Source organism: Arthrobacter sp. 05T45 (assembly GCF_056395875.1).
Genome location: NZ_JBFTKI010000028.1, coordinates 35,530 through 62,034, shown reverse-complemented (window position 1 = coordinate 62,034; position 26,505 = coordinate 35,530). Strand labels below are relative to the sequence as shown.

The window sequence follows — 26,505 nt, the reverse complement described above, 5'->3', positions numbered from 1 at the left end:
ATGGGCCTTCCAACGCTTCTACGCCACGGAATCAGCCCGCAGAAACGCCCTCCCGGCATGGCTGCACCACTACAATCACCATAGGCCCCACACCGCAATCGGAGGCCAGCCGCCCATCAGCCGCTTAACCAACCTCCCTGGGCAGTACATCTAGTCCACCCGGTCAGGGCGCCAGGCACCGCGCTGGCTGGTTCAGGGCCCAGGCACGCTACTGGGTGTGCATGCGGCTGCTGACCCGGGAGAGGTCGGCGGCGCCGATCAGCCCGGCGTTGGGTCCCAGGGCCGCAAGTTCGATCTCCGCCGCGGGGCGGAAGCCGCGGCCAGTGAGGTTCCGCGCGAAGGCCTTTCGGGCCGGCGCGACGAGCAGCTCGCCGGCGTCGCACAGTCCGCCGCCGATCACGAACTTGCCTGGGTCCAGTGCCGCTGCGAGGTTCGCCAGGCCAAGGCCCAGCCACTCCCCGACGTCCTCGAGGAGTTCGCGGGAGGTCTGGTCCCCGGCCTTGGCCAGCTCCGTCACGATCACGCCCGTAATGCGTGCCACGTCGCCGTCCACGGCCTTGAGCAGTTCCTGGGCAACCGGGGAATTCGCGGCGGCCAGTTCCCTGGCCTCGCGGCCGAGCGCATTGCCCGAGGCGTATTGTTCCCAGCAGCCGCGGTTGCCGCACTCGCAGCGGTGCCCGCCCGGCATGATGATCTGGTGGCCAAACTCCCCCGCCACACCGAAGCGGCCGCGTTCGAGCCGTCCGTCCATGACCATGGCCCCGCCGATTCCGGTGCCCAGGGTGATGCAGACCAGACGGTCCTGTCCCTGTCCGGCGCCGAAGCGCCATTCCGCCCAGGCGGCGGCGTCGGCGTCGTTGGTCAGCAGGACGGGGCGGCGCAACAGCCGCTGCAGGTTCTCGCGCAGCGGTTCATTGCGCCAGGCCAGGTGCGGGCTGAAGAGGACAGTGCCGCCGTCGAGGTCCATCCAGCCGGCAGCGCCGATTCCGACCGACCAGATCCGGTGTCCGGCGCCCAGCTCTCCGACGAGTTCGACAATGACCTGCTCCACGGCGCGCGGGTCGTTGCCCGGGGTGGAGCGTTTGGCCTGGCTGAGGATCCTGCCCTCGGCGTCCACCACGCCGGCAGCAACCTTGGTTCCCCCGATGTCGACGCCGATCGCCAGGCCCTTGCGGCCCAGCCGCAGGTGTGAGCGGAGGTCGTGCCCGGCCGTGGCGGCCGCGGCTCCGGCCAGGGTCCTGCTTCGCCAGGCGGCGGTCCGGCGGCGCAGGCCGGGCTGCCGGCCGGGTGTTGGTGTCTGCATGGTGCCCCATTCTATTCGCCGGGGCCGCAACGGCAGCGAAAGCCCGGCCGAATGACGCGGCAGCAGAGCGCCGCGCACGTGCCCGCAGCATCCCCGACTGGCGGAACGGCGGCCCCGACCGTAAAGTTACTCGCCAGTAGGTGTCGCAGAACACACCTTCGGGGGGCCGCATACTAGGCTTAGCGGTACCCCTTGCGGGCCTATGGATACCAAAGGAGCTGTCGTGCGAGAAATCATTGTCCCGCCCCTGGTGAATGTCGATCCGGACACCAATGTCACCGATCTCGTGGTGCGCCAGGCGGCCAAGGCCTCCAACCCTGCGCTGTTCTCGCGGCTCGACCCAGCCGGCCAGTGGCAGGACGTCCGCGCCACGGAATTCCTGGCCGACGTCTCGGCCCTCGCCAAGGGGCTCATGGCCAGCGGTGTGGCCGCCGGCGACCGGGTGGGCATCATGTCCCGCACCCGGTATGAATGGGCCCTGATCGACTTCGCCATCTGGTTCGCCGGCGCCGTCTCGGTCCCGATCTATGAAACCTCCTCCCCCTCCCAGGTGGCCTGGAACCTTGGCGACTCCGGCGCCGTGGCCGCGTTCGGCGAATCGGCGCACCACGAGGACATCATCCGGCAGGCGGCCACCTCCGAGGGCCTCACCGCCCTGGGGCATGTCTGGCAGCTCGAGGGCGACAGCCTGGACGAGGTCCGTGCGGCCGGAGCCAGCATCAGCGATGCCGAGCTCGAAGCACGCCGCAGCCAGGCGTCCCTGAACGATGTCGCCACGATCATCTACACCTCGGGCACCACCGGCCGGCCCAAGGGCTGCGAGCTGACGCACGGCAACTTCGTGGAACTGTCCGAGAACGCGCTGGTCACGTCGCTGGGCACGATCGTCCACGAGCAGGCGCGGACCATCATGTTCCTGCCCATGGCCCACGTCTTCGCACGCTACATCTCTGTGCTGGCAGTTGCGGCCGGCGTCACGGTGGCGCACACCCCGGATATCAAGAACCTGCTGCCGGATCTGCAGAGCTACAAACCGACCTTTATCCTCGCCGTCCCGCGCGTTTTCGAGAAGGTCTACAACTCGGCCCTGACCAAGGCCGAGGACGGCGGCAAGGGCGCCATCTTCCACCGCGCCGCGGACACCGCCATCGAATTCTCCCGGGCCCGGCAGGCCGGCAAGGTCGGGCTCGTGCTGAAGCTCAAGCACGCCGTGTTCGACAAGCTCGTGTACAGCAAGCTCCGGGCCGCCATGGGCGGGAACGTCTCCCATGCCGTTTCCGGCGGCGGCCCGCTCGGTGAACGGCTGGGCCACTTCTTCCAGGGCATCGGCATGCAGATCCTGGAAGGGTACGGGCTGACTGAAACCACGGCGCCGATCACCGTCAACACCCCCGACCTGATCAAGATCGGCACCGTCGGCGCCCCGATTCCGGGCAACTCCGTCAGGATCGCGGACGACGGCGAGATCCTCGCCAAGGGCGTGTGCGTCATGCGCGGCTACTACAAGCGCGATGACCTGTCCGCTGCAACCTTCGAGGACGGCTGGTTCCGCACCGGCGACATCGGCCAGCTGGACGAGGCGGGGTTCCTGACCATCACCGGGCGCAAGAAGGAAATCATCGTCACGGCCGGCGGCAAGAACGTCGTCCCGGCCCTGCTGGAGGACCAGATCCGCGCGGACGCGCTCGTCTCGCAGGTGCTCGTGGTCGGTGACAACCGCCCGTTCATTGGTGCCCTGGTGACCCTGGACGAAGAAGCGCTGCCCGGCTGGCTGGGCCGCCACGGGCTCCCGGCCTCGACCTCGCTCGCCGAGGCTGCCGTCAACCCCGCCGTCATGGCCGCGGTCCAGGAGCTCATCAACCACGCCAACCAGTCCGTGTCCCAGGCCGAGGCGATCAAGTCCTTCCGGATCGTGCCGGCCGACTTCACCGAGGCCTCCGGACATCTGACCCCCTCCATGAAGGTCAAGCGGGCCCAGGTGCTCAAGGACTTCGAGAACGTGATCGAGGAAATGTACAGCGCCAAGCGTCCCACCCTCGCCTAGGCTGCAACCGCAACCGCCCCGCACCGAAACCCCGCACCAGAGCAACGCGGGGTCAGATACGGCCCATCCGGCGCCCCCTGATGGGCCGTATCTGACCCCGCGTTGCTTTCGTTCGGGAGGCAAGGTTCGGCAGAAACACAAGGGTCCTTCCGGCGGAAGCCGGAAGGACCCTTCTGTGTTGATGGGCTACGGTGTTGCCGCGCTGCCGCTATTCGACGACGAGCAGCAGATCCCCGCCCTGGACCTGTTCGATCCCGGCGACGGCGAGCCGCGCGACGGTGCCGGCCACCGGCGTCGTGATGGACGCCTCCATCTTCATGGCCTCGATCGTGGCCACGGTGTCGCCGGCCTTGACGGTGTCCCCGGCCTTGACGGTCAGCGTGACGGCACCGGCGAACGGCGAGGCGACCTGGCCCGGCTGGGAGGTGTCGGCGCGTTCGGCGGCCTTGACGTTGCTCACCACTGAACGGTCGCGGACCACCACGGGCCGGGACTGGCCGTTGAGCGTGCACATGACTGTGCGCATGCCCTTCTCGTCCGGCTCGGAGACGGCCTCGAGCGAGGCGATCAGCCGGACGCCCTTCTCGAGCTCGATCTCGTGCTCCGCGCCGCGCTGCAGCCCGAAAAGGTAGTCCCGCGTGTCCAGCACCGAAAGGTTGCCGTAGGCCTCCACGCTCTTCTGGTAATCCTTCGTGGGACCGGCGAAGAGCAGGCGGTTGAGCGTGCCCCGCCGGGTCTTGGAATCGCCGTTGAGCGCGGCGCTGTCCTCGGCGCTGATCTCGACGTCGCGGACCTTGACGGTGCGGCCCTGCAGCGCCTTCGTCCGGAAGGGCTCGGGCCAGCCGCCGGGCGGGTCACCGAGCTCGCCGGAAAGGAAGCCGATCACAGAATCCGGGACGTCGTACTTTTGCGGGTTCTCGTTGAAGTCTTCCGGGTCGGCGTTGAGGCCCACCAGGTGCAGGGCGAGGTCGCCCACCACCTTGGACGACGGGGTCACCTTGACCAGCCGGCCGAGGATCCGGTCCGCCGCGGTGTACATGTCCTCGATCGCCTCGAAACGCTCGCCCAGGCCAAGCGCCATCGCCTGCTGGCGCAGGTTGGAGAGCTGGCCGCCCGGAATTTCGTGCTGGTAGACCCGGCCCGTGGGCCCCGGCAGTCCGGACTCGAACGGCGCGTAGACCCGGCGGACGGCCTCCCAGTAAGGCTCGAGGGCGCAGACGTTCGCCAGGCTGAGGCCGGTGTCGCGCGGCGTGTGGGCCAGCGCGGCGACGAGGGCCGATGCCGAGGGCTGGCTGGTGGTTCCGGCCAGGGAGGCCGAGGCCACGTCCACAGCGTCCACGCCGGCATCCACGGCCGCGAGGAGCGTGGCCAGCTGGCCGCCGGCGGTGTCGTGGGTGTGCAGGTGGACGGGGAGGTCGAACCGCTCCCGGAGCGCCGAGACCAGGCGTGCCGCGGCAGCCGGACGCAGCAGTCCAGCCATGTCCTTGATCGCCAGGATGTGCGCCCCGGCGTCGACGATTTTCTGCGCCAGCTCCAGGTAGTAATCCAGGGTGTAGAGCGTTTCCTCCGGGTCCAGCATGTCCGCGGTGTAGCAGAGGGCAACCTCGGCGACGGCGGTACCGGTCTCACGGACGGCCCGGATGGCCGGGGCCATCTGGTTGACGTCGTTGAGGGCGTCGAAGATCCGGAAAATGTCGATGCCCGTGGCGGCGGCCTCGTTGACGAACGCCACCGTGACCTCTTCCGGGTAGGGCGTGTAGCCGACGGTGTTGCGGCCGCGGAGCAGCATCTGCAGGCACAGGTTCGGCATGGCCCTGCGCAGGGCGGCAAGCCGGTCCCAGGGGTCTTCGCCGAGGAAGCGCAGGGCGACGTCGTAGGTGGCCCCGCCCCAGGCCTCGACCGAGAGCAGCTCAGGGAGCAGCTTGGATTCTGCGGGACCAGCCGCCACGAGGTCCCGGGTGCGCACCCGGGTGGCGAGCAGGGACTGGTGCGCGTCGCGGAACGTGGTGTCCGTGACGGCCACGGCGTCCTGCGCGCGCAGGGCACGGGCAAACCCTTCCGGGCCGAGTTCCTGGAGACGCTGGCGGGACCCTGGCCGGGCCGCTGCGTCATCCAGGGCCGGAAGCTTGTCCGCCGGGTCCGTGTGGACCTTGAGTTCGCCGTTGGGCTTGTTGACAGTGACGTCGGCAAGCCAGGTCAGCAGCTTGGTGCCGCGGTCGGCCGAGACCCGTGCCTTCAGCAGCTGGGGCCGTTCGTCAATGAACGAGGTGGCCACATCCCCGGCGACGAAGTCGGGATCGTCCAGGACAGCCTGCAGGAAGGAGATGTTGGTGGACACGCCGCGGATGCGGAACTCGGCGAGGGCGCGGCGGGCCCGGGCGACGGCGGCCGGGTAGTTGCGGCCGCGGCAGGTCAGCTTGACCAGCATGGAGTCGAAGTGCGGGCTGATCTCCGCGCCCGAGTAGACGGTGCCGCCGTCAAGCCGGACGCCTGCGCCGCCGGCCGAGCGGTAGCCGGTGATCTTGCCGACGTCGGGCCGGAAGCCGTTGGCCGGGTCCTCCGTGGTGATGCGGCACTGCAGGGCGGCACCCTTGAGCTGGACGCTCTCCTGGGACAGGCCCAGGTCCGCGAGGCTCTCACCGGCGGCGATGCGCAGCTGCGCCTGGACGAGATCGACGTCGGTGACTTCCTCGGTCACCGTGTGCTCGACCTGGATCCGGGGGTTCATTTCGATGAATACGTGCTGGCCGGCCCGCTCACCCACCGTGTCGACAAGGAATTCGACGGTACCGGCGTTGACGTAGTTCAGCGCTTTCGCGAACTTCACGGCGTCGCGGTACAGCGCCTGCCGGATGCCTTCGTCCAGGTTCGGCGCCGGGGCGATCTCGATGACCTTCTGGTGGCGGCGTTGGATGGAACAGTCACGCTCGAAGAGGTGCATCACGTTGCCCTCCGCGTCGGCCAGGATCTGGACCTCGATGTGGCGCGGGCGCAGGACGGCCTGCTCCAGGAACATGGTGGGGTCGCCGAACGCGGCGTCGGCTTCGCGCATGGCGGCCTGCAGGGCCTCCGGGAGCGCCTCGCGGGTGTCCACGCGGCGCATGCCGCGCCCGCCGCCGCCGGCGACGGCCTTGGCAAAAATGGGGAAGCCGATTTCATCCGCGGCGGCGATCAGTTCGTCCAGGTCCTTCGACGGCTGGCTGGACTTGAGGACCGGGACGCCGGCCTTGCGCGCGGCCTCGAGGGCGGCAACCTTATTACCGGCGAGTTCCAGAACCTCGGCCGGCGGGCCGACGAAGGTGATGCCGGCCTCCTTCGCGGCCCGCGCCAGGCGCGGGTTCTCGGAGAGGAAACCGTAACCGGGGTAAATGGCGTCCGCCCCGGACTCCTTGGCGACGCGCACCACCTCATCAACGTCCAGGTAGGCCCGGACCGGATGTCCCTCCTCGCCGATCAGATACGCCTCATCGGCCTTCTGGCGGTGAATGGAGTTGCGGTCCTCATGGGGAAACACAGCGACAGTCTTGGCACCCAGCTCGTAGCTCGCGCGGAAGGCGCGAATCGCGATTTCGCCGCGGTTGGCCACCAGAATCTTAGAAAACATACTTCTCCTGCTTCATCGCGGGCGTATCGGTAAGTGCTCACAGTGTCTAGGACCTGTGCGGGCAAACACAAATCATTGTGGCGACTGTCACAGCATTATCCGTCACGGACGCCGCGATGGGCAGGGCCTTGGCCTTGGAGCTTTCCCCGTCCGTCCGATTGGCGAGGTTCTGGCGCCCCACGCCGGATGAAACGGGTTTCGCCGGAGCATCAACATATGATGAGTGGGTGGGTGGCGCACGCACGCCCCGGCTCCGAAGAACGCAGGAGCCGGCACGACCCCGTCTCGGCAACCGGCGTTAGGTATTGGTTTTTCAAGTGCAAGTAGTGAGCATCAGCAGCCTCAAAGGCGGTGTCGGCAAGACATCCGTGACCACCGGACTGGCGTCGGCGGCATTGGCCGCCGGCATCCCCACCCTCGTCGTCGACCTTGATCCGCATGCTGACGCCAGCACGGCCCTGGGCGTGAGTCCGGACGATCAGCTCGATATCGGCAGGATGCTGAGGTCGCCGCGGCGGGCACATCTGGCGGACAACGTGGTCCCCAGCGGCTGGGTGGAACACGCCCGGATCAACGGCCGCAGCAACGCCAACGGCAGTGCCAACGGCAGGATTCAGTCCGGCGCGGCAACCTCCGTCCTGGACGTGGCCGTCGGCTCTGCCTATACCGGCATCTACGACCGCCCCGACCTGGGCCGCCGCGACCTTCGCCGGCTTTCCACGGTCCTGGCGGGCGCCACGAACTACGAACTCGTCCTGGTCGATTGCCCCCCGTCACTGAACGGCCTGACCCGGATGGCGTGGTCCGCAAGCGACAAGGTGACCCTGGTAGCCGAGCCCGGGCTTTTCTCGGTGGCCGGCACGGAACGCACCATGCGCGCCATCCAGCTCTTCCGGCAGGAATTCGCCCCCAAGCTGTCCCCTGCCGGCATCGTGGCCAACCGGGTGCGCAGCAGTTCGGCCGAGCACACGTTCCGGCTCTCGGAGATGGAATCCATGTTCGGCCAACTGCTGTTGAGCCCGCATATCCCGGAGCAGGCCAACTGGCAGCAGATCCAGGGCGCCGCCCACTCCATCCACCACTGGCCCGGCGACTCGGCCAAGAATGCGGCCGGGCTCTTCGATGCCCTGCTGCAGAACCTGCTGAACCAGGGCGGCGTGGCCCCGGCCGGCGCTGTCCGAGACCGCAGCCTTCGGTAGCCCCGGACTGCCGTACACAGCCCAACAGAAATGAGGCCGCCTTCCCTGTCCGGGAGGCGGCCTCATCTTGTTGTACTCAGTTTCTGTGCTCAGTCGTTGCTGTGCTCAGTCACGTCTGCAGCTGCGGGCGCTAGCCGATCTTGCGGGCCGCCCGGCGTTTGCTCAGCTCGTCGTCGGGAAAGGACTGGTCCGCGGCGTGTTCGCTGGGAAGAGCTGCGAGGCTTCCTTCAACTTCGCGCCATACGCGGCCGACGGCGATGCCGAACACCCCCTGGCCGCCCTGGACGAGATCGATGACTTCATCTGCCGATGTGCACTCGTAGACGCTGGCGCCGTCGCTCATGAGCGTGATTTGGGCGAGGTCCTCGACGCCGCGCTCCCGCAGGTGTTCCACGGCGGTGCGGATCTGTTGCAGGGAGACGCCCGTGTCCAGGAGCCGTTTGACCACCTTGAGAACCAGAATGTCGCGGAAGCCGTAGAGCCGCTGCGAGCCGGAGCCGGCCGCACCGCGGACGGCGGGCTCAACGAGTCCGGTGCGCGCCCAATAATCGAGTTGGCGGTAGGTAATGCCGGCCGCCTTGCAGGCGGTGGGTCCGCGGTAGCCCGCGTCCTCGTCCAGAACGGGGAGATCCTCGGTGAACAGCAGGCCTTGGGCACCGCTGGCGGGCACAGCAACGCCGGCCGTTGAGGCCTGCTTCAGCTCGCCTGCTTCGCCTTTCGGACTCACGTGGACCCTCCTTGTCGTGGGTTCCCCTGGGTTTGTTGCATCGGCAGCAATAGATGTGAACAGCTGCATGACACCGGATGAATATTTCATCCGTGTAATTCAGCCGGACTGCACCTTCCAGTGTGACTTGCGCGGCTACCGTATGCAATGGGAACTTGTACCTTCGACGTTAGGCCTGCCGGGGCCCAAGGTCAAAGACGTTGGGGCTATTCCAAGGGCGTGTCGAAAGTTTCATCCTCGACTTTAACGTTTGGTGCCGCCACAGCTGTCACGCACGTATCAGAAACACCAGCAGTCACAGGCACGCCCGCAATCGCGGCAGGTTCCCTGGCGCCGGTTGCCTGGGCCGGCTCAGCCGCCGAAGTCTTCGGGTTCGACGTCGTCGAGGAACTCGCGGAAGCGCCGCAGTTCGACTTCCTCGTCCACGGCGGGTCCGGGGTGCGTGTCCTCGCCCTCGTCGTGTTCGGTGATCCGGACGCCGGCCTCGTCCATGACGGCGTCGGCGCACCAGATCCGGCACTTGGCGCGCAGGGCAACGGCCAACCCATCGGAGGCCCGGGAGCTCACGGTGGTGCCGTTCTCGAACTGCAGCTGCCCGTAGAAGATGTTGTCCTCCACCGCCACGATGTTGACGCTGACGATCGTGTGGCCCAGGGCCTCGACGACGTCCACCAGGAGGTCGTGGGTCATCGGCCGGGGCGGGATGACCCCCTGCTGGGCCAGGGCGATGGCGCTGGCCTCCGGGGTCCCGATCCAGATGGGCACGTGGCGCTCACCATGGATTTCCTTGAGCAGGACAAGCGGCTGGTTGGACGGCAACTCGATCCGCACGCCGACAATCTCCACCTCAATCATCAGATGTCCATCCTTGAGATGCGGTCGTGGACCAGCGCCTGGTGCAAGGACAGGCAGAGGTCGCTGATTTCCCGGGCCGCCTCGGCGGCGCGGGCGTGGGAGGCTGCGTCCTTGCGGGAGGTCAGGGTGGCCACAGCACGCTCCACGAGCCCGAATTCGCGGTCGGCAGCCGCCTGGAAGGGCCGCAGGTGGCGGGGTTCCAGGCCATGGCTCTCCAGCTGGACGCAGGCCCGCGCGACCTGCAGCGCGTGTTCGTCGAATTTGCCGTTGACGTGCCCGATCAGGCCGTAGCTCAGGAGCGATTCCAGCAGTGGGACGCTCGCCCCGGATTCGGCGCGCAGCTGCTCCTCGCTGAGCCTGCGTGCCCGGCTCTGCAGCTCGGAGGCGAGCTCCTCGGAGACAATCCGCGGGGACAACGTGACGCCTGCCGGCAGGTTCTCCGGCCGTTCGCCCCGGTCGATCGCATCCAGGTAGTCCTTGATGACCTTCAGCGGCAGGTACTGGTCACGCTGGAGTGAGAGGACGAAGCGCAGCCGTTCGACGTCGTTCTCAGAGTACTGACGGTAGCCGGCAGGTGTCCGCTGCGGGTTGATGAGTCCCTTTTCTTCAAGGAACCGGATTTTTGACGCAGTCATGCTGGGGAAGTCGTCGCTCAGTTGAGCCAGGACTTCCCCGATGTTCAGAACCTGGGGTCCGCGCCGATCCGCATGTGCCGTGGCCACAGGCAACTACCCCGGAATCAGACGTTGCCTGCTGCGCGGGCAGGGCTGAGGTAGAAGGTGAGGCGGAATTTGCCGATCTGGACCTCGTTGCCGGACTTCAGTTCCACCGAGTCCACGCGGTCGTGGTTGACGTAGGTGCCGTTCAGGCTCCCGGTGTCCACAACCTCAAAGCTGCGCGCAGTGCGGCGGAATTCGACGTGCCTGCGCGAGACAGTGACGTCGTCGAGGAAGATGTCGGCGTCCGGGTGGCGGCCCGCCGTGGTGACGTCGGAGTCCAGCAGGAACCGCGCACCGGCGTTGGGGCCGCTGTGCGCGACGAGCAGGGCCGATCCGAAGGGAAGGGCCTCAACCGCTGCCCGTTCCTCAGTTGAAAGCTTCGGCGTGAAATTGGGTTCGTCGCGCACCGGAGTGAGGTTGATCGACGTGGTCTCCGAAGCCTTCACTCCACCCGTGCCGTAACCGTCACCGGTGTCGTTCCGTTCGTGCCCAAACATTGAGTCCTCCTCATTCGTTGCAGGTGTCCCCCCTGCAAACAACGCATGCCGTCCGGAAAAGCCTTGCAGTCCCGGTGATGAGGCCCTTCGGCGGGGCGCGGCTTTGTTTTGTTATCCCAACAACACTCGCCGGCGGCCCCGGCCCGAATGACCTCTGTCTTTAGCCTACCTGCTGTTCATACTCGGATGCACTGAGCAAGGACTCGACCGCGTCGGCTTCCGCGAGCTTGATTTCGATCAGCCAGCCTTCACCGTACGGATCGGAGTTGATAAGGGCGGAATCGGTGTCCAGCGACTCGTTCCTGGCGACCACCTCGCCCGTCACCGGGGCGTAAATGTCGCTGACGCTCTTGGTGGATTCGACCTCGCCGACGACGTCGTTGGCCTTGATGGTGGTCCCGACCTCGGGCATCTGGGCGTAGACGACATCCCCGAGGGCGTCCTGGGCAAAATCAGTGATGCCCACGCGCACAACCCCGTCGGCGTTGGGGGCCGAAACCCATTCGTGTTCTGCGGTGTAGGACAGGTCTTCGGGAATGATGCTCATGACGGGCCTTTCATCGGGTCAATCACCTGGCGGCGGCAGTCGTTTGTTCTAGCCGCCGCTGAAAGTATAGGCACATCGGGCAGGGGCCGGGGAGGCATCTGCGAAGATGGTGCCATGGCAGAACATGCTCCGCTGAAGGGCGGGAATGTGAACAACCGGGGTGCCGGGACCGTCCGGACACGTGAGGGCTAGGCCGTGCCTGAGCTTCCTGAAGTTGCGGCCCTGACGGACTTTCTGGACGAGCACCTGCGCGGAGCAATGGTGCGGAAAATCCAGCCGGTCTCCTTCGCCGTGCTCAAGACGGCAGACCCTCCCTACTCCGACCTCCAGGGCAAGGCCGTCAGCGGCGTGCAAAGGTTCGGCAAGTTTGTCAGCCTGGAAGCGGACGGGCTGCATTTTGTCTTCCACCTCGCCCGGGCCGGCTGGGTCCGCTTCACGGACTCCCCCACCGACGCCCAGCTGAAAATGGGGAAGGGCCACATCGCGCTGCGGCTGACGTTCTCCGCCGATTCCGGCCCGGTGGGCATGGACCTGACCGAGGCGGGCACGAAGAAGAGCCTGGCGGTCTATGTGGTCCGTGATCCGCACGACGTGCCCGGCATCGCGGCGCTCGGACCGGATCCGTTCAGTCCGGACTTCGACGTAGATGCCCTGGCCGGGATTCTCGGCTCCAGTTCCCAGCAGATCAAGGGCGTCCTGAGGAGCCAGGGCATCATCGCCGGGATTGGGAACGCGTACAGTGACGAGATCCTGCACGCCGCCAGGACTTCGCCGTTCGCGATCGCCAGGTCGCTGGGCCGGACGCACGTGCAGCACCTCTACGACGCCATCCACACCATTCTGGGAACGGCGGTGGCGGAGGCCAAGGGCAAGCCGCCCAACGAGCTCAAGGACACCAAGCGGAGCCACATGCGGGTCCACGGCCGGACCGGCGAACCGTGTCCGGTGTGCGGGGACACGGTCCGGGAGGTTTCCTTTGCCGATTCCGCCCTGCAGTACTGCCCGACGTGCCAGACCAAAGGAAAGATCCTGGCCGACCGCCGGACGTCCCGCTTCCTGAAATAGCGGATCACCGCGGACCTTCCTGGGAACACCACGGAGCGGATGTGTCCGGGAAACAGAAAACCCCGCCATTCCTTCATCAGGAATGGCGGGGTTTCAGCTGTTGGTCGGGCTGACAGGATTTGAACCTGCGACCCCTTGACCCCCAGTCAAGTGCGCTACCAAGCTGCGCTACAGCCCGCTGGTTCCACCGTTCTCCGCCCGGAAGTCTTCCCGGATTCGCTCCAGGTTTTCTTCCAAGCAGTCCGGCCGAACCACCTCCAAAAGCTTACACGATCCGGGAGGGTGCCTGTGACAATTTCAGGCTGTCACGGCAAGGTGTGTTGGAATTAACGTTTCTTGCCACGCTTTTCGCGCACGCGCATGTTGACCTCAATCGGCGTGCCCTCGAAGCCGAAGGTCTCCCGGAGGCGTCGGGTGATGAAGCGGCGGTATCCCGGATCCAGGAATCCGGTAGTGAAGAGCACGAACTTCGGCGGCCGGCTCGAGGCCTGGGTGCCGAACAGGATGCGGGGCTGCTTGCCGCCGCGGACCGGGTGCGGGTGCGCTGCGACAAGTTCGCCCAGGAACGCGTTGAGGCGTCCGGTGGGGATGCGCTTGTCCCAGCTTTCCAGGGCGGTGTCCAGGGCCGGGACGAGCCGGTCCTTGTGCCAGCCGGTCTTGGCCGAGATGTTCACGCGCGGCGCCCAGGCCACGTGTGCCAGGTCCTGCTCGATTTCGCGTTCCAGGTAGCGGCGGCGCTCGTCGTCGAGGAGGTCCCATTTGTTGAAGGCCAGCACCAGGGCGCGGCCGGATTCAACGGCAAGCTGCAGGATGCGGACGTCCTGCTCGCTGAGCACCTCGTCCACGGCCAGAAGCACGACGGCGACCTCGGCCTTTTCGAGCGCGCTCTGCGTGCGCAGGGAAGCGTAGAAGTCCGCGCCCTGGGCCATGTGCTGGCGGCGCCGGATGCCGGCGGTGTCCACGAAGCGCCACGTGCGTCCGCCGAGTTCGATGAATTCATCGACCGGGTCGCGGGTGGTGCCGGCGGTATTGTCCACCACCACACGCTCGGAACCGGCGAGCTTGTTCAGCAGCGAGGACTTGCCGACGTTCGGGCGGCCGATCAGGGCGATGCGGCGGGGGCCACCGGAGCGCTCGAGGCCTTCAATCAGGGAGTACTCCGGGAGGGTGTCCATGACGTGGTCCAGGAGGTCCGCCACGCCGCGGCCGTGCAGGGCCGAGACGGGGTACGGTTCGCCGAAGCCCAGGCCCCAGAGGGTGGCCGAGTCGGCTTCCTGGGCGAAGTCGTCCACCTTGTTGGCCACCATGATGACCGGCTTCTTCGACTTGCGCAGCATTTTCATGACGCCTTCGTCGGTCGCGGTCGCGCCCACGGCGGAGTCGACGACGAACAGGACGGCGTCGGCAAGTTCCACGGCCATCTCGGCCTGCTCCGCCACACGGGCGTGGATGCCGCGGGCATCGTGCTCCCACCCGCCGGTGTCCACCACGGTGAAGTTGCGGCCGTTCCAGTTTGCCGAGTACATGACACGGTCGCGGGTGACGCCGGGGGTGTCCTCGACCACGGCCTCGCGGCGGCCCAGGATCCTGTTGACCAGGGTGGATTTGCCCACGTTGGGCCGTCCGATGATGGCGAGGACCGGGTCCAGCTTGACCGGGCCGTCAAAGTCCTCGTCGTCGAAGTGGCCGCTCAGCAGCGCGGCGTCGTCTTCGTCGAGCTCGTAGTCGTCCAGCCCGGCACGCAGCGAGGCCGCGCGGAGTTCCGCTTCGTCATCGTCCAGGGCGGCAAGGTTTTCAGCCACCTGGTCGGTGCCGGTGGGCGTGTATTCGTCTTCGCCGGCGCCAAAATTGCCGGAGGTTTGAGTCGTATCGCTCATTGCACTTTCCTTAGGTGGTGATCTGCCGGCGTCCCGGCTACTTCTTCATGACGTTCATGCGGTGATTCCGCGTGGGGCAGGGGCTGCCCGGTTCTTAGTACTGAGTCCTGGACATGGCGCGCTAATGCGGCCCGGATTTCGGTTCCCGCCCTGTCCATTGAAACACGCCCGGTCTCGCCGGGCCTGCGGCTGACGTTGATGGCCCCGCCGAAGCTGACATGCAGGCGCCGGCGCGGTGCGGGCACGGTGTCCAGGTGTTCGCCGCCGATTCTTGTGCCCAGGATGGCCACGGGGACCACGGTGGCGCGGGAGTTAAGCGCCAGCCAGGCGACGCCGTTGTTGATCGCGGCGGCCTCACCGCTCCCCCGCGTGCCTTCGGGAAGAATCCCGACGCACCGTCCGGCGTCGAGCAGGCTCCGGGCCGTGGCCAGCGCCGCACGGCCACCGCGGCGGTCGACGGGCAACTGGCCCGACGCCGCCAGGACGCGGCCGAGGAACCCGGTGAACATCTCCTGCTTGACGAGGATGTGCATGGGCCGGGGCGAGGCGCCGAACATGACGGGCCCGTCCAGGAAGCTGATGTGGTTTCCCGCGAAGATCACGGGACCGGCCGCCGGGACGTTGGAGCGTCCGCTGACCGAGGTGCGGTAGACGACGTGGTCCAGGAGCCAGCCCACGGGCCGGCTCCACGCCGTCGTCCACTGACCGGGCAGGGAGGCCGGCGCTGTCCCCGGCAGTCCGGCGCGCCCCTCAGTCACCGTGGACGGCCCGGAGCGGAACGGGAGAGTGGTTGACCACGGTGTCCACGATGTCGAGGGCGGCCTGGACCGTCTCGTCAAAGTCCAGGTCGGAGGAGTCCAGGGTCACGACGCCGTCGGCGGCCGTGGTGAAGTTCACTACGGTGGAGTCCTTGGCATCGCGGTGCGTGACCTGGGCTGCCAGCTGCTCGGCATTCTGGCTGCCGCCGAGCTGGATGCCGCGGCGGCGCAGCCGGGCTTCCTCGCTGGCGGTCAGCAACATCCGCACCTCGGCATGGGGCGCGACGACGGTGGTGATGTCCCGGCCCTCGACCACCATGCGGCGGTGGTGCTTTTCGATCAGCTCGCGCTGCCGGCGGATCAGTTCAGTCCGCGCGCCCAGGGTGGTGGCGACGGCGCTGACTGCCGCGGAAATGGCGGGTTCACGGATGGCGAGAGTGACATCGTGCCCGCCGACGCGGACGTACTCTTCCTGCGGGCTGGTGCTGATTTCAAGCGGCAGGGTCTCGGCGGCGGTCTCGACGGCGGCCCCGTCGTCCAGGTCCGTGCCGCTCTGCAGGCAGAACCATGTCAGGGCGCGGTACATCGCGCCGGTGTCGAGGTAGGCCAGTTTCAGCCGGCGGGCCACCTCTTTGCTCACGCTGGATTTGCCGGAGCCGGAGGGGCCGTCGATGGCAACCACAAGGCTTTTGCCGGGGCGGACTACGTCCACTGTCTCGATGAGTTCCTGGGTCATTACTGGAGTACCCGCCATCCACGGTCGTTTAGGGCTGCTATCAAAAGGTCGTGCTTGTTGGGCAGGACGGAAATTTCCACCATGCCCACATTCTGCCCCGAAGAGTGGTCGAGGCGGAGGTCTTCGACGTTGACGCCGATCTCGCCAATCTCGGTCAGCAGCTTGGCGATCTGTCCGGGTGTGTCATCCACCAGCACCGTCAGCCACGAGTATGCCTGCGGGGGTCCGCCGTGCTTGCCCGGGATCCGGGACTGGCCGGCATTGCCTTCGCTGATCAGCTGGGCAAGGTCCAGCCTGGCGCCGGGAGCGGCCGGTGCCTCCAGGGTGCCGATCAGCCGGTTGAGGTCCTCGCGGACTCCGTGCAGGATTTCCACCACTTTTTCCGCGTTCGCGCCCAGGATCTGGACCCAGAGCGTGGGATCGCTTGCGGCAATCCGGGTGACATCCCGCAGCCCGTTGCCGGCCAGGGACAGGGCGTGCAGGGGCGTGCCCTGCAGGCGGCTGGCCACGAGCGAGGACATCACCTGCGGCAGGTGTGAGACGAGCGCCACGGCTGCATCGTGCTCGTCGGCAGCGAATTCGGACACGACGGCGCCGAGATCGCCGGCCAGCGCACGCGCCACCCGCAGGGACTCCGGCAGTGTCTCCTCCGCCGGGCACACGACCCACGGCATGGAGGTGAACAGCTCGCCCCGGGCCGCGACCGGGCCCGATTTCTCGCGCCCGGCCATGGGGTGGGTCCCCACGTAGCGGCCCAGGTCCGCGCCGCGGCTGCGCAGATCGGCTAGGATCTGTGCCTTCACGCTCGCGATGTCCACCACGACGGCGTGCGGGTAGTCCTGGAGCGCCTTGGCCACGACGTCCGCCGTGACATCCGGCGGCGCGGCCACGACGACGAGCTCCGGCGCCTCCCCCTCGAGGCGCGCCAGCGGCAGGCCGGCGCCGATGTCGACGGCGACGGCCTGGTTGGTCGGCGAGGGATCCGAGAGGAACACGGGAACGCCCCGCCCCCGCAGCCCCAGCCCGATGCTGGTGCCCAGAAGCCCGGAGCCCAGGACGAGCACCGGGCCGTTCAGGTGGCCGCGGCCGTGCGTGCGGAAGGCGGACATGCTTACAGCCCCACGGAGGCCAGCAGGTGGCCGACTTCCTGCTTGCCGAGGTTGCGGATGCTGCCCTGGCGCTGGTCGCCGAGCCCGATGGGGCCGACCTTGACTCGCACAAGGCGCAGCACGGGGAAGCCGACGGCGTCGAACAAGCGCCGGACGATCCGGTTCTTGCCCGAGTGCAGCACGACCTCGATCAGCACGTGGCCCGGGGTCGAGTCGACGAGCTTGAAGGAGTCCACCGAGGCGATGCCGTCCTCGAGTTCGACGCCGCCCTTGAGTTCGGCGCCCACGCCCTGCGGGAAGGGCCCGCGGACCTGCACGAGGTAGGTTTTGGGCACTTCATAGGACGGGTGCGTCAGGCGGTTGGCGAGCTCGCCGTCGTTCGTCAGCAGCAGCAGCCCTTCGGTGGCGACGTCAAGCCGGCCCACGTGGAAGAGGCGTTCGCCGTGGTGGTTGCGGACAAAGTCGCTGATGCACGGGCGGCCGTCCGGGTCCTCCATGGTGGAGACAACGCCCTTGGGCTTGTTGAAGACCATGTAGACCATGTTCTCGTCCAGCTGGATGCGCAGTCCGTCGACGTGGATCACTGCCGTCTTCGGGTCGACGCGCACGCCGAGTTCGGTGACAACCTGGCCGTCGACCTCGACGCGGCCCTCGGCGATCATTTCCTCGCAGACCCGCCGTGAGGCGACGCCGGCGGAGGCCATGACCTTCTGGAGGCGGGTGCCGTCGGCGTCGTGCAGTTCAGACTGGGGCACCTCGGCGCGGGGGCCGCGTTTGCGGGCCGGCTTGCGCACGGGCCCGAGGTTCTGGCCGAAGCGTTCACTGCCGAAGGCACGGGAACCGGTGGCCTTGGCCGCTCCGGCGCCGACGCGCGGCTTGGGCTTGAGGGCGCCGGGAGTGCCCGGTGCCTTGCCGAAGCCCGGCTTGCGGGCTGCCGCTTTGCGGGCTGCCTCCTTGCCGGACGGCGCTTTCGACTTCCAGTCAGCGGAAGCCGGGCGGGCGGCCGACGGCGCGCCGTCCGGACCCTGCAGGTCCGGATCGATGAAGGCCTCTTCGCGAGGCTTGGGGTGCTTGAAGGGGCGGTCTCCGCCGCCCTTGTAGCCGGCTCCGCCGCTGCGGCCTGCGCCGCCCTGGGAGCTGCGGCCTGCGCCGCCCTTGTAGTCGGCTCCGCCGCTGCGGCCCGAACCGCCCTGTGCGCCGCGGCCTGAGCCTTGCGCTGAGTTTTGTCCGGCACTGTTACGTCCCGAACTGTTACGTGGTGAACCCTGGCGTCCCGCCTGTGTCATGACCCGTCCTTCGTTTGTTGGCCGACGGCCGCTGTCTCCCGACAACACCCGCCGACTGGGCAAAATGATTCTGCCCTAGTGGATACTCGTGCGCAGGCAGTTGTTCCTGCCTACATTCTTCCAGCGTCGTAAAACTCTTCGATGCCTTCAAGCCCCGGAAGGTGGGGTGAAAGCTGTGGCAATTCCGCCACCGAGCCGATTCCCATTCGCTCCAGGAAATACGACGTCGTGCGGTACAGGATTGCTCCGGATTCAGGATCGGTTCCCGAGTCCTCGATCAGCCCCCGCTGCGTCAGCGTCCGCACGACAGAGTCAACGTTGACTCCTCGAATTGCAGACACCCGCGCCCTAGATACGGGCTGGCGGTAAGCGATGACGGCGAGCGTTTCGAGCGCCGCCTGCGTCAGCCTGGCCGTCTGTCCTTCCAGCACGAATTCGCCAACGATCTCGGCGAATTCAGCGCGGGAATAGATCCGCCAGCCTCCGGCGATATTCCGCAATTCAAAACCCCGGGCGGTGGCGCTGAAGCCGTTCAAACTGGCATCGTCCACATCCGGGGCATTAACAGTATAACCGTTATACTCCCGCTGCAGTTCAGCCAGCAGGGTCTCGACGACGTCGACCGCCAGGTTCAGTCCGGCTGCCAGGGCCTGGGCCGTGGCCGGTTCGTCGATCACCATCAGGACCGCTTCGAGGGCCGCGCGGGCACCCCCTGGCAGGCTCGCGACGTCCGGCCGCGCGTCTGTCCCGGCGTCCGGCCCGGCCTCGCGGGCAGCGTCAGGGAGTCGTTCGTTCACGGTTGGTCCTCGTATTCTTCACTCAGGTTTTCGCTGCTCCACCCCTGGGTATCGGCCGTCCAGTGCACCGTCAGTTCCCCCAGCGGCAGCAGCTGGTCAAAGCCCACTGCCCGGTCGCGGAACAGCTCCAGCAACGCCAGGAACCGCGCCACCACCACCAGCGTGGATTCGGCGTCGGCGATCAGGGCCCGGAAGCTCAGCGGCGTGCCCAGCCGCAGCCGGTTCCCCAGCAGCTCGGCCTGGTCCTTGACGCTGACGGGCGCGCCGTGCAGGTGCGCGAGGCCTACTTCGGTGGGGGCTGCCTCCTTGGGTTTGAGGGCCGCCTCGGCCAGGGAGGCGAACTGGGCAGGGGTGTGCCGCCACAGCAGTTCCGGAAGCAGGGCAGCGAAGTGTCCCTCAAGGGCAACCTGCCGGGGATAGCGCCGGGCCTCAAGCTCGAGTGTGGAGCCGATCATGCCGGCCACCTGCTTGAACGCCTTGTACTGCAGCAGCCGGGCGAACAGGAGGTCCCGGGCCTCCAGCAGGGCAATGTCCTCATCGTCCTCAACCTCGCCCGCGGGCAGCAGCCGGGCCGCCTTGAGGTCCAGGAGGGTGGCCGCAATCACCAGGAATTCGCTGGCCTCATCCAGGGCCCACTCCTCCCCCAGCTGCTGCAGGCCCCTGATGTACTTGATGAATTCGTCAGTGACCGTGGACAGCGCCACCTCGGTGATGTCCAGTTGGTGCTTGGAGATCAGGCCGAGCAGGAGATCGAACGGGCCGGTGAAGTTGGCCAGCCGCACTTCGAATCCGGGCTTTTTGACGCCCTGTTCTGCTGGGTCCTCCGGCCGCGCGGCCCGCGCGGATTCCGCGCGTGTGTCGAGCTCCGCAGGCATGTCGAGATTCGCTGGCGGAGAAAAGGCGCCTGCCACGACCCTGGCTAGGGCGCGCCGCCGCGCGAGATCAGCTCTTTGGCCAGGCGGCGGTAGGCGTCGGCACCGACGTGGTTGCCCGCGTAGGTTGTGATGGGCTCGGCCGCGACCGTGGCGTCGGCAAATTTGATCGAGCGCTTGATGACGGTTTCGAAGACCTTGTCGCCAAAGGCCTCCACGAGGCGGGCGATTACCTCGCGGCCGTGCAGGGTCCGGGCGTCGTACATCGTGGCGAGCACGCCGTCGACCTGCAGGCGCGGGTTGAGGCGGTCCTGGACCTTGTCGATGGTTTCCACGAGCAGCGCCACGGCGCGCAGGGCAAAGAATTCACAGATCAGCGGGATGATGACCCCATGGGCGGCGGTCAGCGCGTTGACGGTGAGCAGGCCGAGCGAGGGCTGGCAATCGATCAGGACGACGTCGTAGTCGTCCTCGACCTTTTTCAAGGCCCGGTCCAGCACTTGTTCGCGGGCCACTTCATTAACCAGCTGCACCTCGGCGGCGGAGAGGTCGATGTTGGCCGGGAGCAGATCCACGTTTTCCACGCCGGTCTTCTGGATGGCGTCGCGAATGTCCACCTTGCGGTCCATCAGCACGTTGTACACGGTGAGGTCGAGCTCGTGCGGATTGGTGCCCAGGCCGGCGGACAGGGCGCCCTGCGGATCGAAGTCGACCAAGAGCACGCGGCGGCCGTATTCGGCCAGGGCGGCGGCGAGGTTGATCGTGGACGTGGTTTTGCCCACCCCGCCCTTCTGGTTCACCATGGCGATAACCCGCGCAGGACCGTGGGAGGACAGCGGCGCGGGCTCCGGAAAGTCGCGTTGGGGCCGCCCGGTGGGGCCCATGACGGCGTCTTCCAGATCGAGTTCGGTGCCTTCCAGAGTTGCTGAACCCTGTTCGCTGCTCACGTATCTATCCACACTTTCGATGACGGTGATTGTCGTGCTTCATTTTGCCGCCTCCGGGCTCCCGGAGCCCAGCGCGTTCCTCCCAAGGTTACAGCGCCCGACACGGTATTCGCCGGACCTTGACACTGCGCCGGAGGCTGTGCCTTGACGTTCGGGTTGAAGTCGAAGGTTGCCACCCGGCTGTCACGGCAGCCCGGGCGTGCCGGCTGACAGGCCCGGAGGGACACCAAGGGGGACGCCCGCAGGCGCGCCGGGAGCGGTGAAGCAGGCGGCCGGTTCCGGCCTCCGGCGGCCCCGGACATATTGAAGTTTGTACCCCGCAGGCCTACATTGAAACGACGAGGTGGCAGCGGCTCATGCACGAACTTTCGATCACGCAAAGTCTTGTGGAGGCGGTCCTGGACCGGACCGGTGGCCGCTCCGTGACGGGCGTCAACCTGCGGATCGGACCCTTGAGCGGCGTCCTCCCGGACGCCGTGCGCTTTTGCTTCGAAGTCGTTTCAGCTGACACGCCGCTGGCCGGGGCAACCCTGACGATCGATGAATCCGAGGGCCGGGCCAGATGCCGCAGCTGCCGCGACGAGTTCGTCCTTGAGGACATGTTTCTGCTCTGCCCCTGTGGCAGTGCCGATGTCGAAGTCGTCAGTGGCCGGGAGCTCCTGGTCACCTCGGTGGAGGTTGCGTAGACATGTGTGCGACGTGCGGATGCGGCGACGACGCCGGCACCAGAGTTTCGGACCTCGACGGCACTGTGCACGACATCTTGCCCGCTGCTGCGGCCCCGCACGAACATCCGCATCCGCACGATCACGGCCATCCCCACGATCACGATCACGATCATGATCACGGCCATCAGCATCCCCAATCCCCCGGGACAGCCGACGCCGGGCACAGCCCCGCGGCGGAAGGACGGACCCTCATCTCCCTGGAGGAGAACCTGCTCGCCAAGAACGACCTCCTGGCCGCACGGAACCGGGGTTGGCTGGAAGGACGCGGCATCCAGGCCTTCAATGTCATGAGTTCCCCAGGGGCCGGCAAGACCACGCTCCTGGTCCGGACCATCAGGGAACTTGCCGGTGAGCTGGACATTGGTGTGATCGAAGGGGACCAGGAGACCTCGCTGGACGCCGACCGGATCCGGTCAACCGGGCGGCCGGTGATCCAAATCAACACCGGGGCAGGCTGCCACTTGGATGCCGGGATGCTGCAGCGGGCGCTGGGCGCGCTGGATCCAGTCCCCGGATCGACACTCTTCATCGAAAACGTGGGCAACCTGGTGTGCCCGGCATTGTTCGACCTCGGCGAATCGGCCCGGGTCGTCGTGATCTCAGTTACGGAGGGCGATGACAAACCGCAGAAATACCCCCACATGTTCCTGGCCGCCGACCTGGTGATCATCAACAAAGCAGACCTGCTCCCCTATGTGGAGTTCGACGTCGAGCGATGCGTGCGCCAGGCGCGCCTGCTGAATCCCGGCGTCGACGTCCTGACCCTGTCAGCTACCACCGGCGACGGCATGGACGGCTGGCTGGAGTGGATCCGGAAGAATCCCCACCCGGCGGCGGCTGCCGCCGGGAGTGCGCCGCGCTCTGGCGGACTACGCGTTTGACCGTTGACGCAACATTCGAGCCGCGGCCACAGGGCGGGCTCCGAAGGAGGCAACGATGCCTACAGCTACTGCATTGAAAGCGGAAGAAACCTTGATCCACGTCCTGTGGATCAATGCCGGACTCAGTTGCGACGGTGACTCCGTGGCCCTGACGGCGGCAACCCAGCCAAGCGTCGAGGAGATAGCCCTTGGGGCGCTTCCCGGACTACCCAAGATTGCCATGCACTGGCCGCTGATCGACTTCGAATGCGGCCCGCAGCAAGGCGCCGACGACTTCCTCGAGTGGTTCCGCAAGGCGGACCGCGGCGAGCTGGAGCCGTTTGTGCTGGTGGTGGAGGGGTCCATCCCGAATGAAAAGCTGCACGCCGCGGGCGGCTACTGGGCAGCCTTCGGCAACAACCTCGACACCGGACAGCCGATCACCACCAGCGAGTGGCTGGACCGGCTGGCGCCCAAGGCGACGGCGATCATCGCCGCCGGGACCTGTGCGACCTACGGCGGCATCCATGCCATGGCCGGAAACCCTACCGGCGCCATGGGGGTGCCCGACTATCTCGGGTATGACTGGCGCTCCAAAGCCGGGATCCCGATCGTGTGCGTCCCGGGCTGCCCCATCCAGCCGGACAACCTTTCCGAAACCATGACGTACCTGCTGTATCAGGCCACCGGACAGGCCCCCATGATTCCCCTGGATGAGGCGCTCCGGCCGACCTGGCTGTTTGGCCAGACGGTGCACGAGGGATGCGACCGCGCGGGATACTACGAACAGGGCGACTTCGCCACCGAATACGGGTCCCCGAAGTGCATCGTCAAGCTCGGCTGCTGGGGGCCGGTGGTCAAGTGCAACGTGCCCAAACGCGGCTGGATGAACGGAATCGGCGGCTGCCCCAACGTGGGCGGCATCTGCATCGGCTGCACCATGCCGGGCTTCCCGGACAAATTCATGCCGTTCATGGACGAACCTCCCGGCGGCAAGCTGTCTACCGCGTCGGTCATGCCGTACGGCAAGACCATCAGGACACTGCGGAACATCACGAAGCACACGCTGGACCAGGAACCCCGCTGGCGCAAACCCGGTAATGATCTGCTGACCGGCGCCAAGCGGACCTGGTAGGGACGCTAGGCAGAGAGGCAATGCAATGACTTCGACGATTCCGATGCCCTCAGCGGACGGTACCGCGGGCGAGAACCTGGTAGAGATGGCCTGGGACCCGATCACAAGGATCGTCGGCAGCCTCGGCATCTACACCAAGGTCGATTTCAAGAACAACCAAGTGGTGGAATGCCACAGCACGTCCTCGATTTTCCGCGGCTATTCCATCTTCATGCGCGGCAAGGACCCCCGGGACGCACACTTCATCACGAGCCGGATCTGCGGAATCTGTGGCGACAACCACGCCACCTGTTCCTGTTACGCGCAGAACATGGCCTACGGCGTGAAGCCGCCCCACCTCGGCGAATGGATCGTCAACCTGGGCGAGGCTGCCGAGTACATGTTTGACCACAACATCTTCCAGGAGAACCTGGTCGGCGTGGACTACTGCGAGAAGATGGTCTCCGAAACCAACCCGTCGGTGCTGGCCAAAGCCGAGAACACGCCGGCCCCGCACGCCGCTGAGCACGGCTACCGCACCATCGCGGACATCATGCGCTCGCTGAACCCGTTTACCGGGGAGTTCTACCGCGAGGCGCTGCAAGTGAGCCGGATGACCCGGGAAATGTTCTGCCTGATGGAGGGCCGGCATGTCCATCCCTCCACGCTTTACCCCGGCGGCGTGGGCACCGTGGCGACGATCCAGCTGATGACGGACTACATCACCCGGCTCATGCGGTACGTGGAGTTCATGAAGAAGGTCGTGCCGATGCACGATGACCTCTTCGACTTCTTCTATGCGGCCCTGCCCGGGTACGAGCAGGTGGGGCTGCGGCGCACCCTGCTGGGCTGCTGGGGGTCCTTCCAGGACCCGGAGTTCTGCAATTTCGCCTACAAGGACATGACGGAGTGGGGCCGGAAGATGTTCGTCACCCCCGGCGTCGTGGTGGACGGCAAACTCGTGACCACGGATCTGGTGCGCATCAACCTGGGGATCCGGATCATGCTGGGCTCGTCCTACTACGAGGACTGGGGCGACCAGGAAATGTTCGTCACCCGCGACCCGCTGGGCAACCCGGTGGACCGCCGGCACCCCTGGAACCAGCACACCAACCCGCGGCCGCAGAAGCGCGACCTCGAGGATAAGTACAGCTGGGTGATGTCACCGCGGTGGAATGACGGCGAAAGCAACCTGGCGCTGGATACCGGCGGCGGCCCGCTGGCCCGGCTCTGGTCGACCGCTCTTGCCGGCTTCGTCGACACCGGCTACCTCAAGTCAACGGGCAGCAGCGTCCAGATCGAGCTACCCAAGACTGCGCTGAAGGGCCCGGTGACCCTGGAATGGAAGATCCCGCAGTGGAGCAACACGCTGGAGCGGAACCGCGCCCGGACCTATTTCCAGGCCTACGCGGCGGCCGCCGCCCTGCACTTCGCCGAAAAGGCGCTCGAGGAGATCCGGGCCGGCCGCACCAAGACGTGGGAGTCCTTCGAGGTGCCGGAGGAAGCCATCAGCTGCGGCTTCACCGAAGCCGTCCGCGGCGTGCTCTCGCACCACATGGTGATCCGCGACGGCAAGATCGCCAACTACCATCCCTATCCGCCGACGCCGTGGAACGCCAGCCCGCGCGACTCCGAGGGAACACCGGGCCCGTATGAGGACGCGGTGCAGGGCCAGCCCATCTTCGAGGAGAACGACCGCGACCATTTCAAGGGCATTGACATCATGCGCACCGTCCGCAGCTTTGACCCCTGCCTGCCGTGCGGCGTCCATATGTATCTCGGCGACGGGCAGACGCTGGACTTGCTGCACTCCCCCACGCAGTCGCTCACCGGTGAGTAGCCCGCCATGGACCGGGAGAATCTGTTGGGCTCGGCCGGTGAACGGATCAGTTCGCTCCTGGACGCGCTGGGCTCCGGCGGTCCGGTGGCCCGGGACCGGGCGGAAGAACTGGTCCGGCAGGTGACGGAACTGTACGGTGCCGGGCTGGAACGGATCCTGCACGTGCTCGATTCGCAGGGTGCGCTCGGGCCCGGAACGCTGTCCGCCCTCACGTCCGACCCGTTGGTGTCGGGCCTGCTCCTGATCCACGGGCTGCACCCCGTGGACCTGCCCGGCAGGGTCGCCGGCGCCCTGGACTCGGTCCGGCCCTACCTCGGCTCGCACGGCGGCGATGTGGAACTGCTCGGCATCAGCGAAGAAGGCGTCGTCCGGCTGAGGCTGCTGGGCAGCTGCCAGGGCTGTCCGTCGTCGTCGGTGACGCTCAAGCTCGCCGTCGAGGACGCGATCGAATCTGCGGCGCCCGAGGTGACCGGCATCGAAGTGGAGGAAGCGGCCCCCGCCGCCGTTCCCGCCCTCATCCCGGTCGGCGCCCTGCGCTCGCGGCTGGACGGGCTGGGCGGCCCGCCCGACGGCGGCATTCGCAGTGCCGCGCCGGACTGGGCGGTCCCCGACTCCGGCACACCGGCCCCAGGCACGTGGCAGGCGGTCCCGGCCCTCGCTGAGCTGGAGTCCGGAGCCGTGGCCGGCTTCCTGGTGGCGGGCGTGGACGTGCTCACGTGCCGGATCGGCCCGGACATCTACGCGTTTGTGGACCGCTGCCCGCGGTGCACCCACACCATGCCGGGCGCCTCGCTGCAGCGGGCGCTGGCTGCCCCGGTGGGCGGGGGGCTGTTGCGCTGCCCGCACTGCCGCAGCCACTTCGACGTCCGGAAGGCCGGGGCCTGCCTCGAGGACAAGGGGCTGCATCTTGATCCCCTCCCGCTGCTGCTCCGCGACGGGATTCCCTCCGTGGCCGTCCCCACCACCGCGGACCCGCTGTGAGATGCCGGCACATGAATTCCGCGGCACGGGAACGGAGCAG

24 protein-coding genes and 1 tRNA gene are annotated in these 26,505 nt (G+C 67.1%); 9 read left to right on the top strand and 16 right to left on the bottom strand.

Going from position 1 to position 26,505, the window contains the following annotated elements:
- Nucleotides 1-154: integrase core domain-containing protein (locus tag AC1DGD_RS19405; protein ID WP_476857898.1), on the top strand; the 154-nt coding region annotated here is incomplete at its 5' end.
- 54 nt (nucleotides 155-208) lie between these two features.
- On the opposite strand, the gene AC1DGD_RS19400 is transcribed toward AC1DGD_RS19405, so the two are convergent.
- Nucleotides 209-1,303 carry an ROK family glucokinase gene (locus AC1DGD_RS19400; protein WP_223916600.1) on the bottom strand — a complete coding sequence of 365 codons (1,095 nt, stop codon included), beginning with the start codon at nucleotides 1,301-1,303 and terminating at the stop codon, nucleotides 209-211.
- Nucleotides 1,304-1,526: 223 nt separating this feature from the next.
- Between AC1DGD_RS19400 and AC1DGD_RS19395 the strand changes: the two genes are divergently transcribed.
- Entirely contained in the window at nucleotides 1,527-3,347 is a 1,821-nt protein-coding gene (locus tag AC1DGD_RS19395) for an AMP-dependent synthetase/ligase (protein ID WP_476857895.1), read from the top strand.
- Nucleotides 3,348-3,555: 208 nt separating this feature from the next.
- Here the strand turns inward: AC1DGD_RS19395 and AC1DGD_RS19390 are convergent, their stop codons facing one another.
- Nucleotides 3,556-6,951, bottom strand: a complete 3,396-nt coding sequence (locus AC1DGD_RS19390; RefSeq protein ID WP_476857894.1) for a pyruvate carboxylase — start codon at nucleotides 6,949-6,951, stop codon at nucleotides 3,556-3,558.
- A gap of 317 nt (nucleotides 6,952-7,268) precedes the next feature.
- Here AC1DGD_RS19390 and AC1DGD_RS19385 point away from each other — a divergent pair, with 317 nt between their 5' ends.
- A complete protein-coding gene (locus AC1DGD_RS19385; RefSeq protein ID WP_476857893.1) occupies nucleotides 7,269-8,150 on the top strand; it encodes a ParA family protein in 882 nt (293 codons plus the stop codon).
- Nucleotides 8,151-8,280: 130 nt separating this feature from the next.
- Here the strand turns inward: AC1DGD_RS19385 and AC1DGD_RS19380 are convergent, their stop codons facing one another.
- From AC1DGD_RS19380 to gcvH, 5 genes are all read right to left on the bottom strand, one after another.
- Nucleotides 8,281-8,877 carry a MerR family transcriptional regulator gene (locus tag AC1DGD_RS19380; protein ID WP_028275903.1) on the bottom strand — a complete coding sequence of 199 codons (597 nt, stop codon included), beginning with the start codon at nucleotides 8,875-8,877 and terminating at the stop codon, nucleotides 8,281-8,283.
- A gap of 351 nt (nucleotides 8,878-9,228) precedes the next feature.
- Nucleotides 9,229-9,732, bottom strand: a complete 504-nt coding sequence (locus tag AC1DGD_RS19375; RefSeq protein WP_230009361.1) for a bifunctional nuclease family protein — start codon at nucleotides 9,730-9,732, stop codon at nucleotides 9,229-9,231.
- Nucleotides 9,732-10,454, bottom strand: coding sequence for a transcriptional regulator FtsR (gene ftsR / locus AC1DGD_RS19370; protein WP_026266235.1), 723 nt, complete (start codon nucleotides 10,452-10,454; stop codon nucleotides 9,732-9,734). The genes AC1DGD_RS19375 and ftsR overlap by 1 nt, the downstream gene beginning before the upstream one ends.
- Nucleotides 10,455-10,471: 17 nt before the next feature.
- The gene (locus tag AC1DGD_RS19365; protein ID WP_028275906.1) at nucleotides 10,472-10,948 is read right to left on the bottom strand and encodes an FHA domain-containing protein; all 477 of its coding nucleotides are present in this window, start codon (nucleotides 10,946-10,948) and stop codon (nucleotides 10,472-10,474) included.
- A gap of 160 nt (nucleotides 10,949-11,108) precedes the next feature.
- Entirely contained in the window at nucleotides 11,109-11,495 is a 387-nt protein-coding gene (gcvH, locus tag AC1DGD_RS19360) for a glycine cleavage system protein GcvH (RefSeq protein WP_079553886.1), read from the bottom strand.
- 195 nt (nucleotides 11,496-11,690) lie between these two features.
- Between gcvH and AC1DGD_RS19355 the strand changes: the two genes are divergently transcribed.
- Nucleotides 11,691-12,560, top strand: a complete 870-nt coding sequence (locus tag AC1DGD_RS19355) for an Fpg/Nei family DNA glycosylase (protein WP_476857892.1) — start codon at nucleotides 11,691-11,693, stop codon at nucleotides 12,558-12,560.
- A 101-nt stretch (nucleotides 12,561-12,661) separates the two neighbouring features.
- Here AC1DGD_RS19355 and AC1DGD_RS19350 read toward each other — a convergent pair.
- The 9 genes from AC1DGD_RS19350 to AC1DGD_RS19310 all read right to left on the bottom strand — a co-directional run bounded on the left by AC1DGD_RS19350 (nucleotide 12,662) and on the right by AC1DGD_RS19310 (nucleotide 20,942).
- Nucleotides 12,662-12,738 (bottom strand) — tRNA-Pro (locus AC1DGD_RS19350).
- Nucleotides 12,739-12,886: 148 nt separating this feature from the next.
- Nucleotides 12,887-14,437, bottom strand: a complete 1,551-nt coding sequence (gene der / locus AC1DGD_RS19345) for a ribosome biogenesis GTPase Der (protein WP_028275909.1) — start codon at nucleotides 14,435-14,437, stop codon at nucleotides 12,887-12,889.
- Nucleotides 14,434-15,114, bottom strand: coding sequence for a lysophospholipid acyltransferase family protein (locus AC1DGD_RS19340; protein ID WP_476857897.1), 681 nt, complete (start codon nucleotides 15,112-15,114; stop codon nucleotides 14,434-14,436). The genes der and AC1DGD_RS19340 overlap by 4 nt, the downstream gene beginning before the upstream one ends.
- Nucleotides 15,115-15,187: 73 nt before the next feature.
- Nucleotides 15,188-15,931 carry a (d)CMP kinase gene (gene cmk / locus AC1DGD_RS19335; RefSeq protein ID WP_028275911.1) on the bottom strand — a complete coding sequence of 248 codons (744 nt, stop codon included), beginning with the start codon at nucleotides 15,929-15,931 and terminating at the stop codon, nucleotides 15,188-15,190.
- Nucleotides 15,931-17,040 carry a prephenate dehydrogenase gene (locus tag AC1DGD_RS19330; RefSeq protein WP_459384367.1) on the bottom strand — a complete coding sequence of 370 codons (1,110 nt, stop codon included), beginning with the start codon at nucleotides 17,038-17,040 and terminating at the stop codon, nucleotides 15,931-15,933. Before AC1DGD_RS19330 ends, cmk begins: the two co-directional genes overlap by 1 nt.
- A gap of 2 nt (nucleotides 17,041-17,042) precedes the next feature.
- The gene (locus AC1DGD_RS19325) at nucleotides 17,043-18,326 is read right to left on the bottom strand and encodes a pseudouridine synthase (protein ID WP_476857891.1); all 1,284 of its coding nucleotides are present in this window, start codon (nucleotides 18,324-18,326) and stop codon (nucleotides 17,043-17,045) included.
- 110 nt (nucleotides 18,327-18,436) lie between these two features.
- Nucleotides 18,437-19,123: an SMC-Scp complex subunit ScpB gene (scpB, locus tag AC1DGD_RS19320; RefSeq protein ID WP_476857890.1), complete on the bottom strand. Its 687-nt coding sequence runs from the start codon at nucleotides 19,121-19,123 to the stop codon at nucleotides 18,437-18,439.
- Nucleotides 19,120-19,998, bottom strand: coding sequence for a segregation and condensation protein A (locus tag AC1DGD_RS19315; protein WP_476857889.1), 879 nt, complete (start codon nucleotides 19,996-19,998; stop codon nucleotides 19,120-19,122). The genes scpB and AC1DGD_RS19315 overlap by 4 nt, the downstream gene beginning before the upstream one ends.
- Before the next feature lie 44 nt (nucleotides 19,999-20,042).
- Complete coding sequence (locus tag AC1DGD_RS19310) at nucleotides 20,043-20,942, bottom strand: ParA family protein (protein ID WP_018772307.1); 900 nt, start codon at nucleotides 20,940-20,942, stop codon at nucleotides 20,043-20,045.
- 356 nt (nucleotides 20,943-21,298) lie between these two features.
- Between AC1DGD_RS19310 and AC1DGD_RS19305 the strand changes: the two genes are divergently transcribed.
- From AC1DGD_RS19305 to AC1DGD_RS19285, 5 genes are read left to right on the top strand one after another with little or no spacing between them, the layout of a single operon-like run.
- A complete protein-coding gene (locus AC1DGD_RS19305; protein ID WP_028275916.1) occupies nucleotides 21,299-21,628 on the top strand; it encodes a hydrogenase maturation nickel metallochaperone HypA/HybF in 330 nt (109 codons plus the stop codon).
- A gap of 2 nt (nucleotides 21,629-21,630) precedes the next feature.
- Nucleotides 21,631-22,551: a hydrogenase nickel incorporation protein HypB gene (gene hypB / locus AC1DGD_RS19300; RefSeq protein WP_476857888.1), complete on the top strand. Its 921-nt coding sequence runs from the start codon at nucleotides 21,631-21,633 to the stop codon at nucleotides 22,549-22,551.
- 55 nt (nucleotides 22,552-22,606) lie between these two features.
- Complete coding sequence (locus AC1DGD_RS19295) at nucleotides 22,607-23,665, top strand: NADH-quinone oxidoreductase subunit B family protein (RefSeq protein WP_026538777.1); 1,059 nt, start codon at nucleotides 22,607-22,609, stop codon at nucleotides 23,663-23,665.
- A gap of 25 nt (nucleotides 23,666-23,690) precedes the next feature.
- On the top strand, nucleotides 23,691-25,484 hold the full coding sequence (locus tag AC1DGD_RS19290) for a nickel-dependent hydrogenase large subunit (protein WP_018772303.1): 1,794 nt from the start codon (nucleotides 23,691-23,693) through the stop codon (nucleotides 25,482-25,484).
- A 6-nt stretch (nucleotides 25,485-25,490) separates the two neighbouring features.
- Nucleotides 25,491-26,465 (top strand): NifU family protein, encoded by a 975-nt coding sequence (locus AC1DGD_RS19285; RefSeq protein WP_476857887.1) that lies wholly within the window; start codon nucleotides 25,491-25,493, stop codon nucleotides 26,463-26,465.
- The last annotated feature ends 40 nt before the right edge of the window (nucleotides 26,466-26,505 follow it).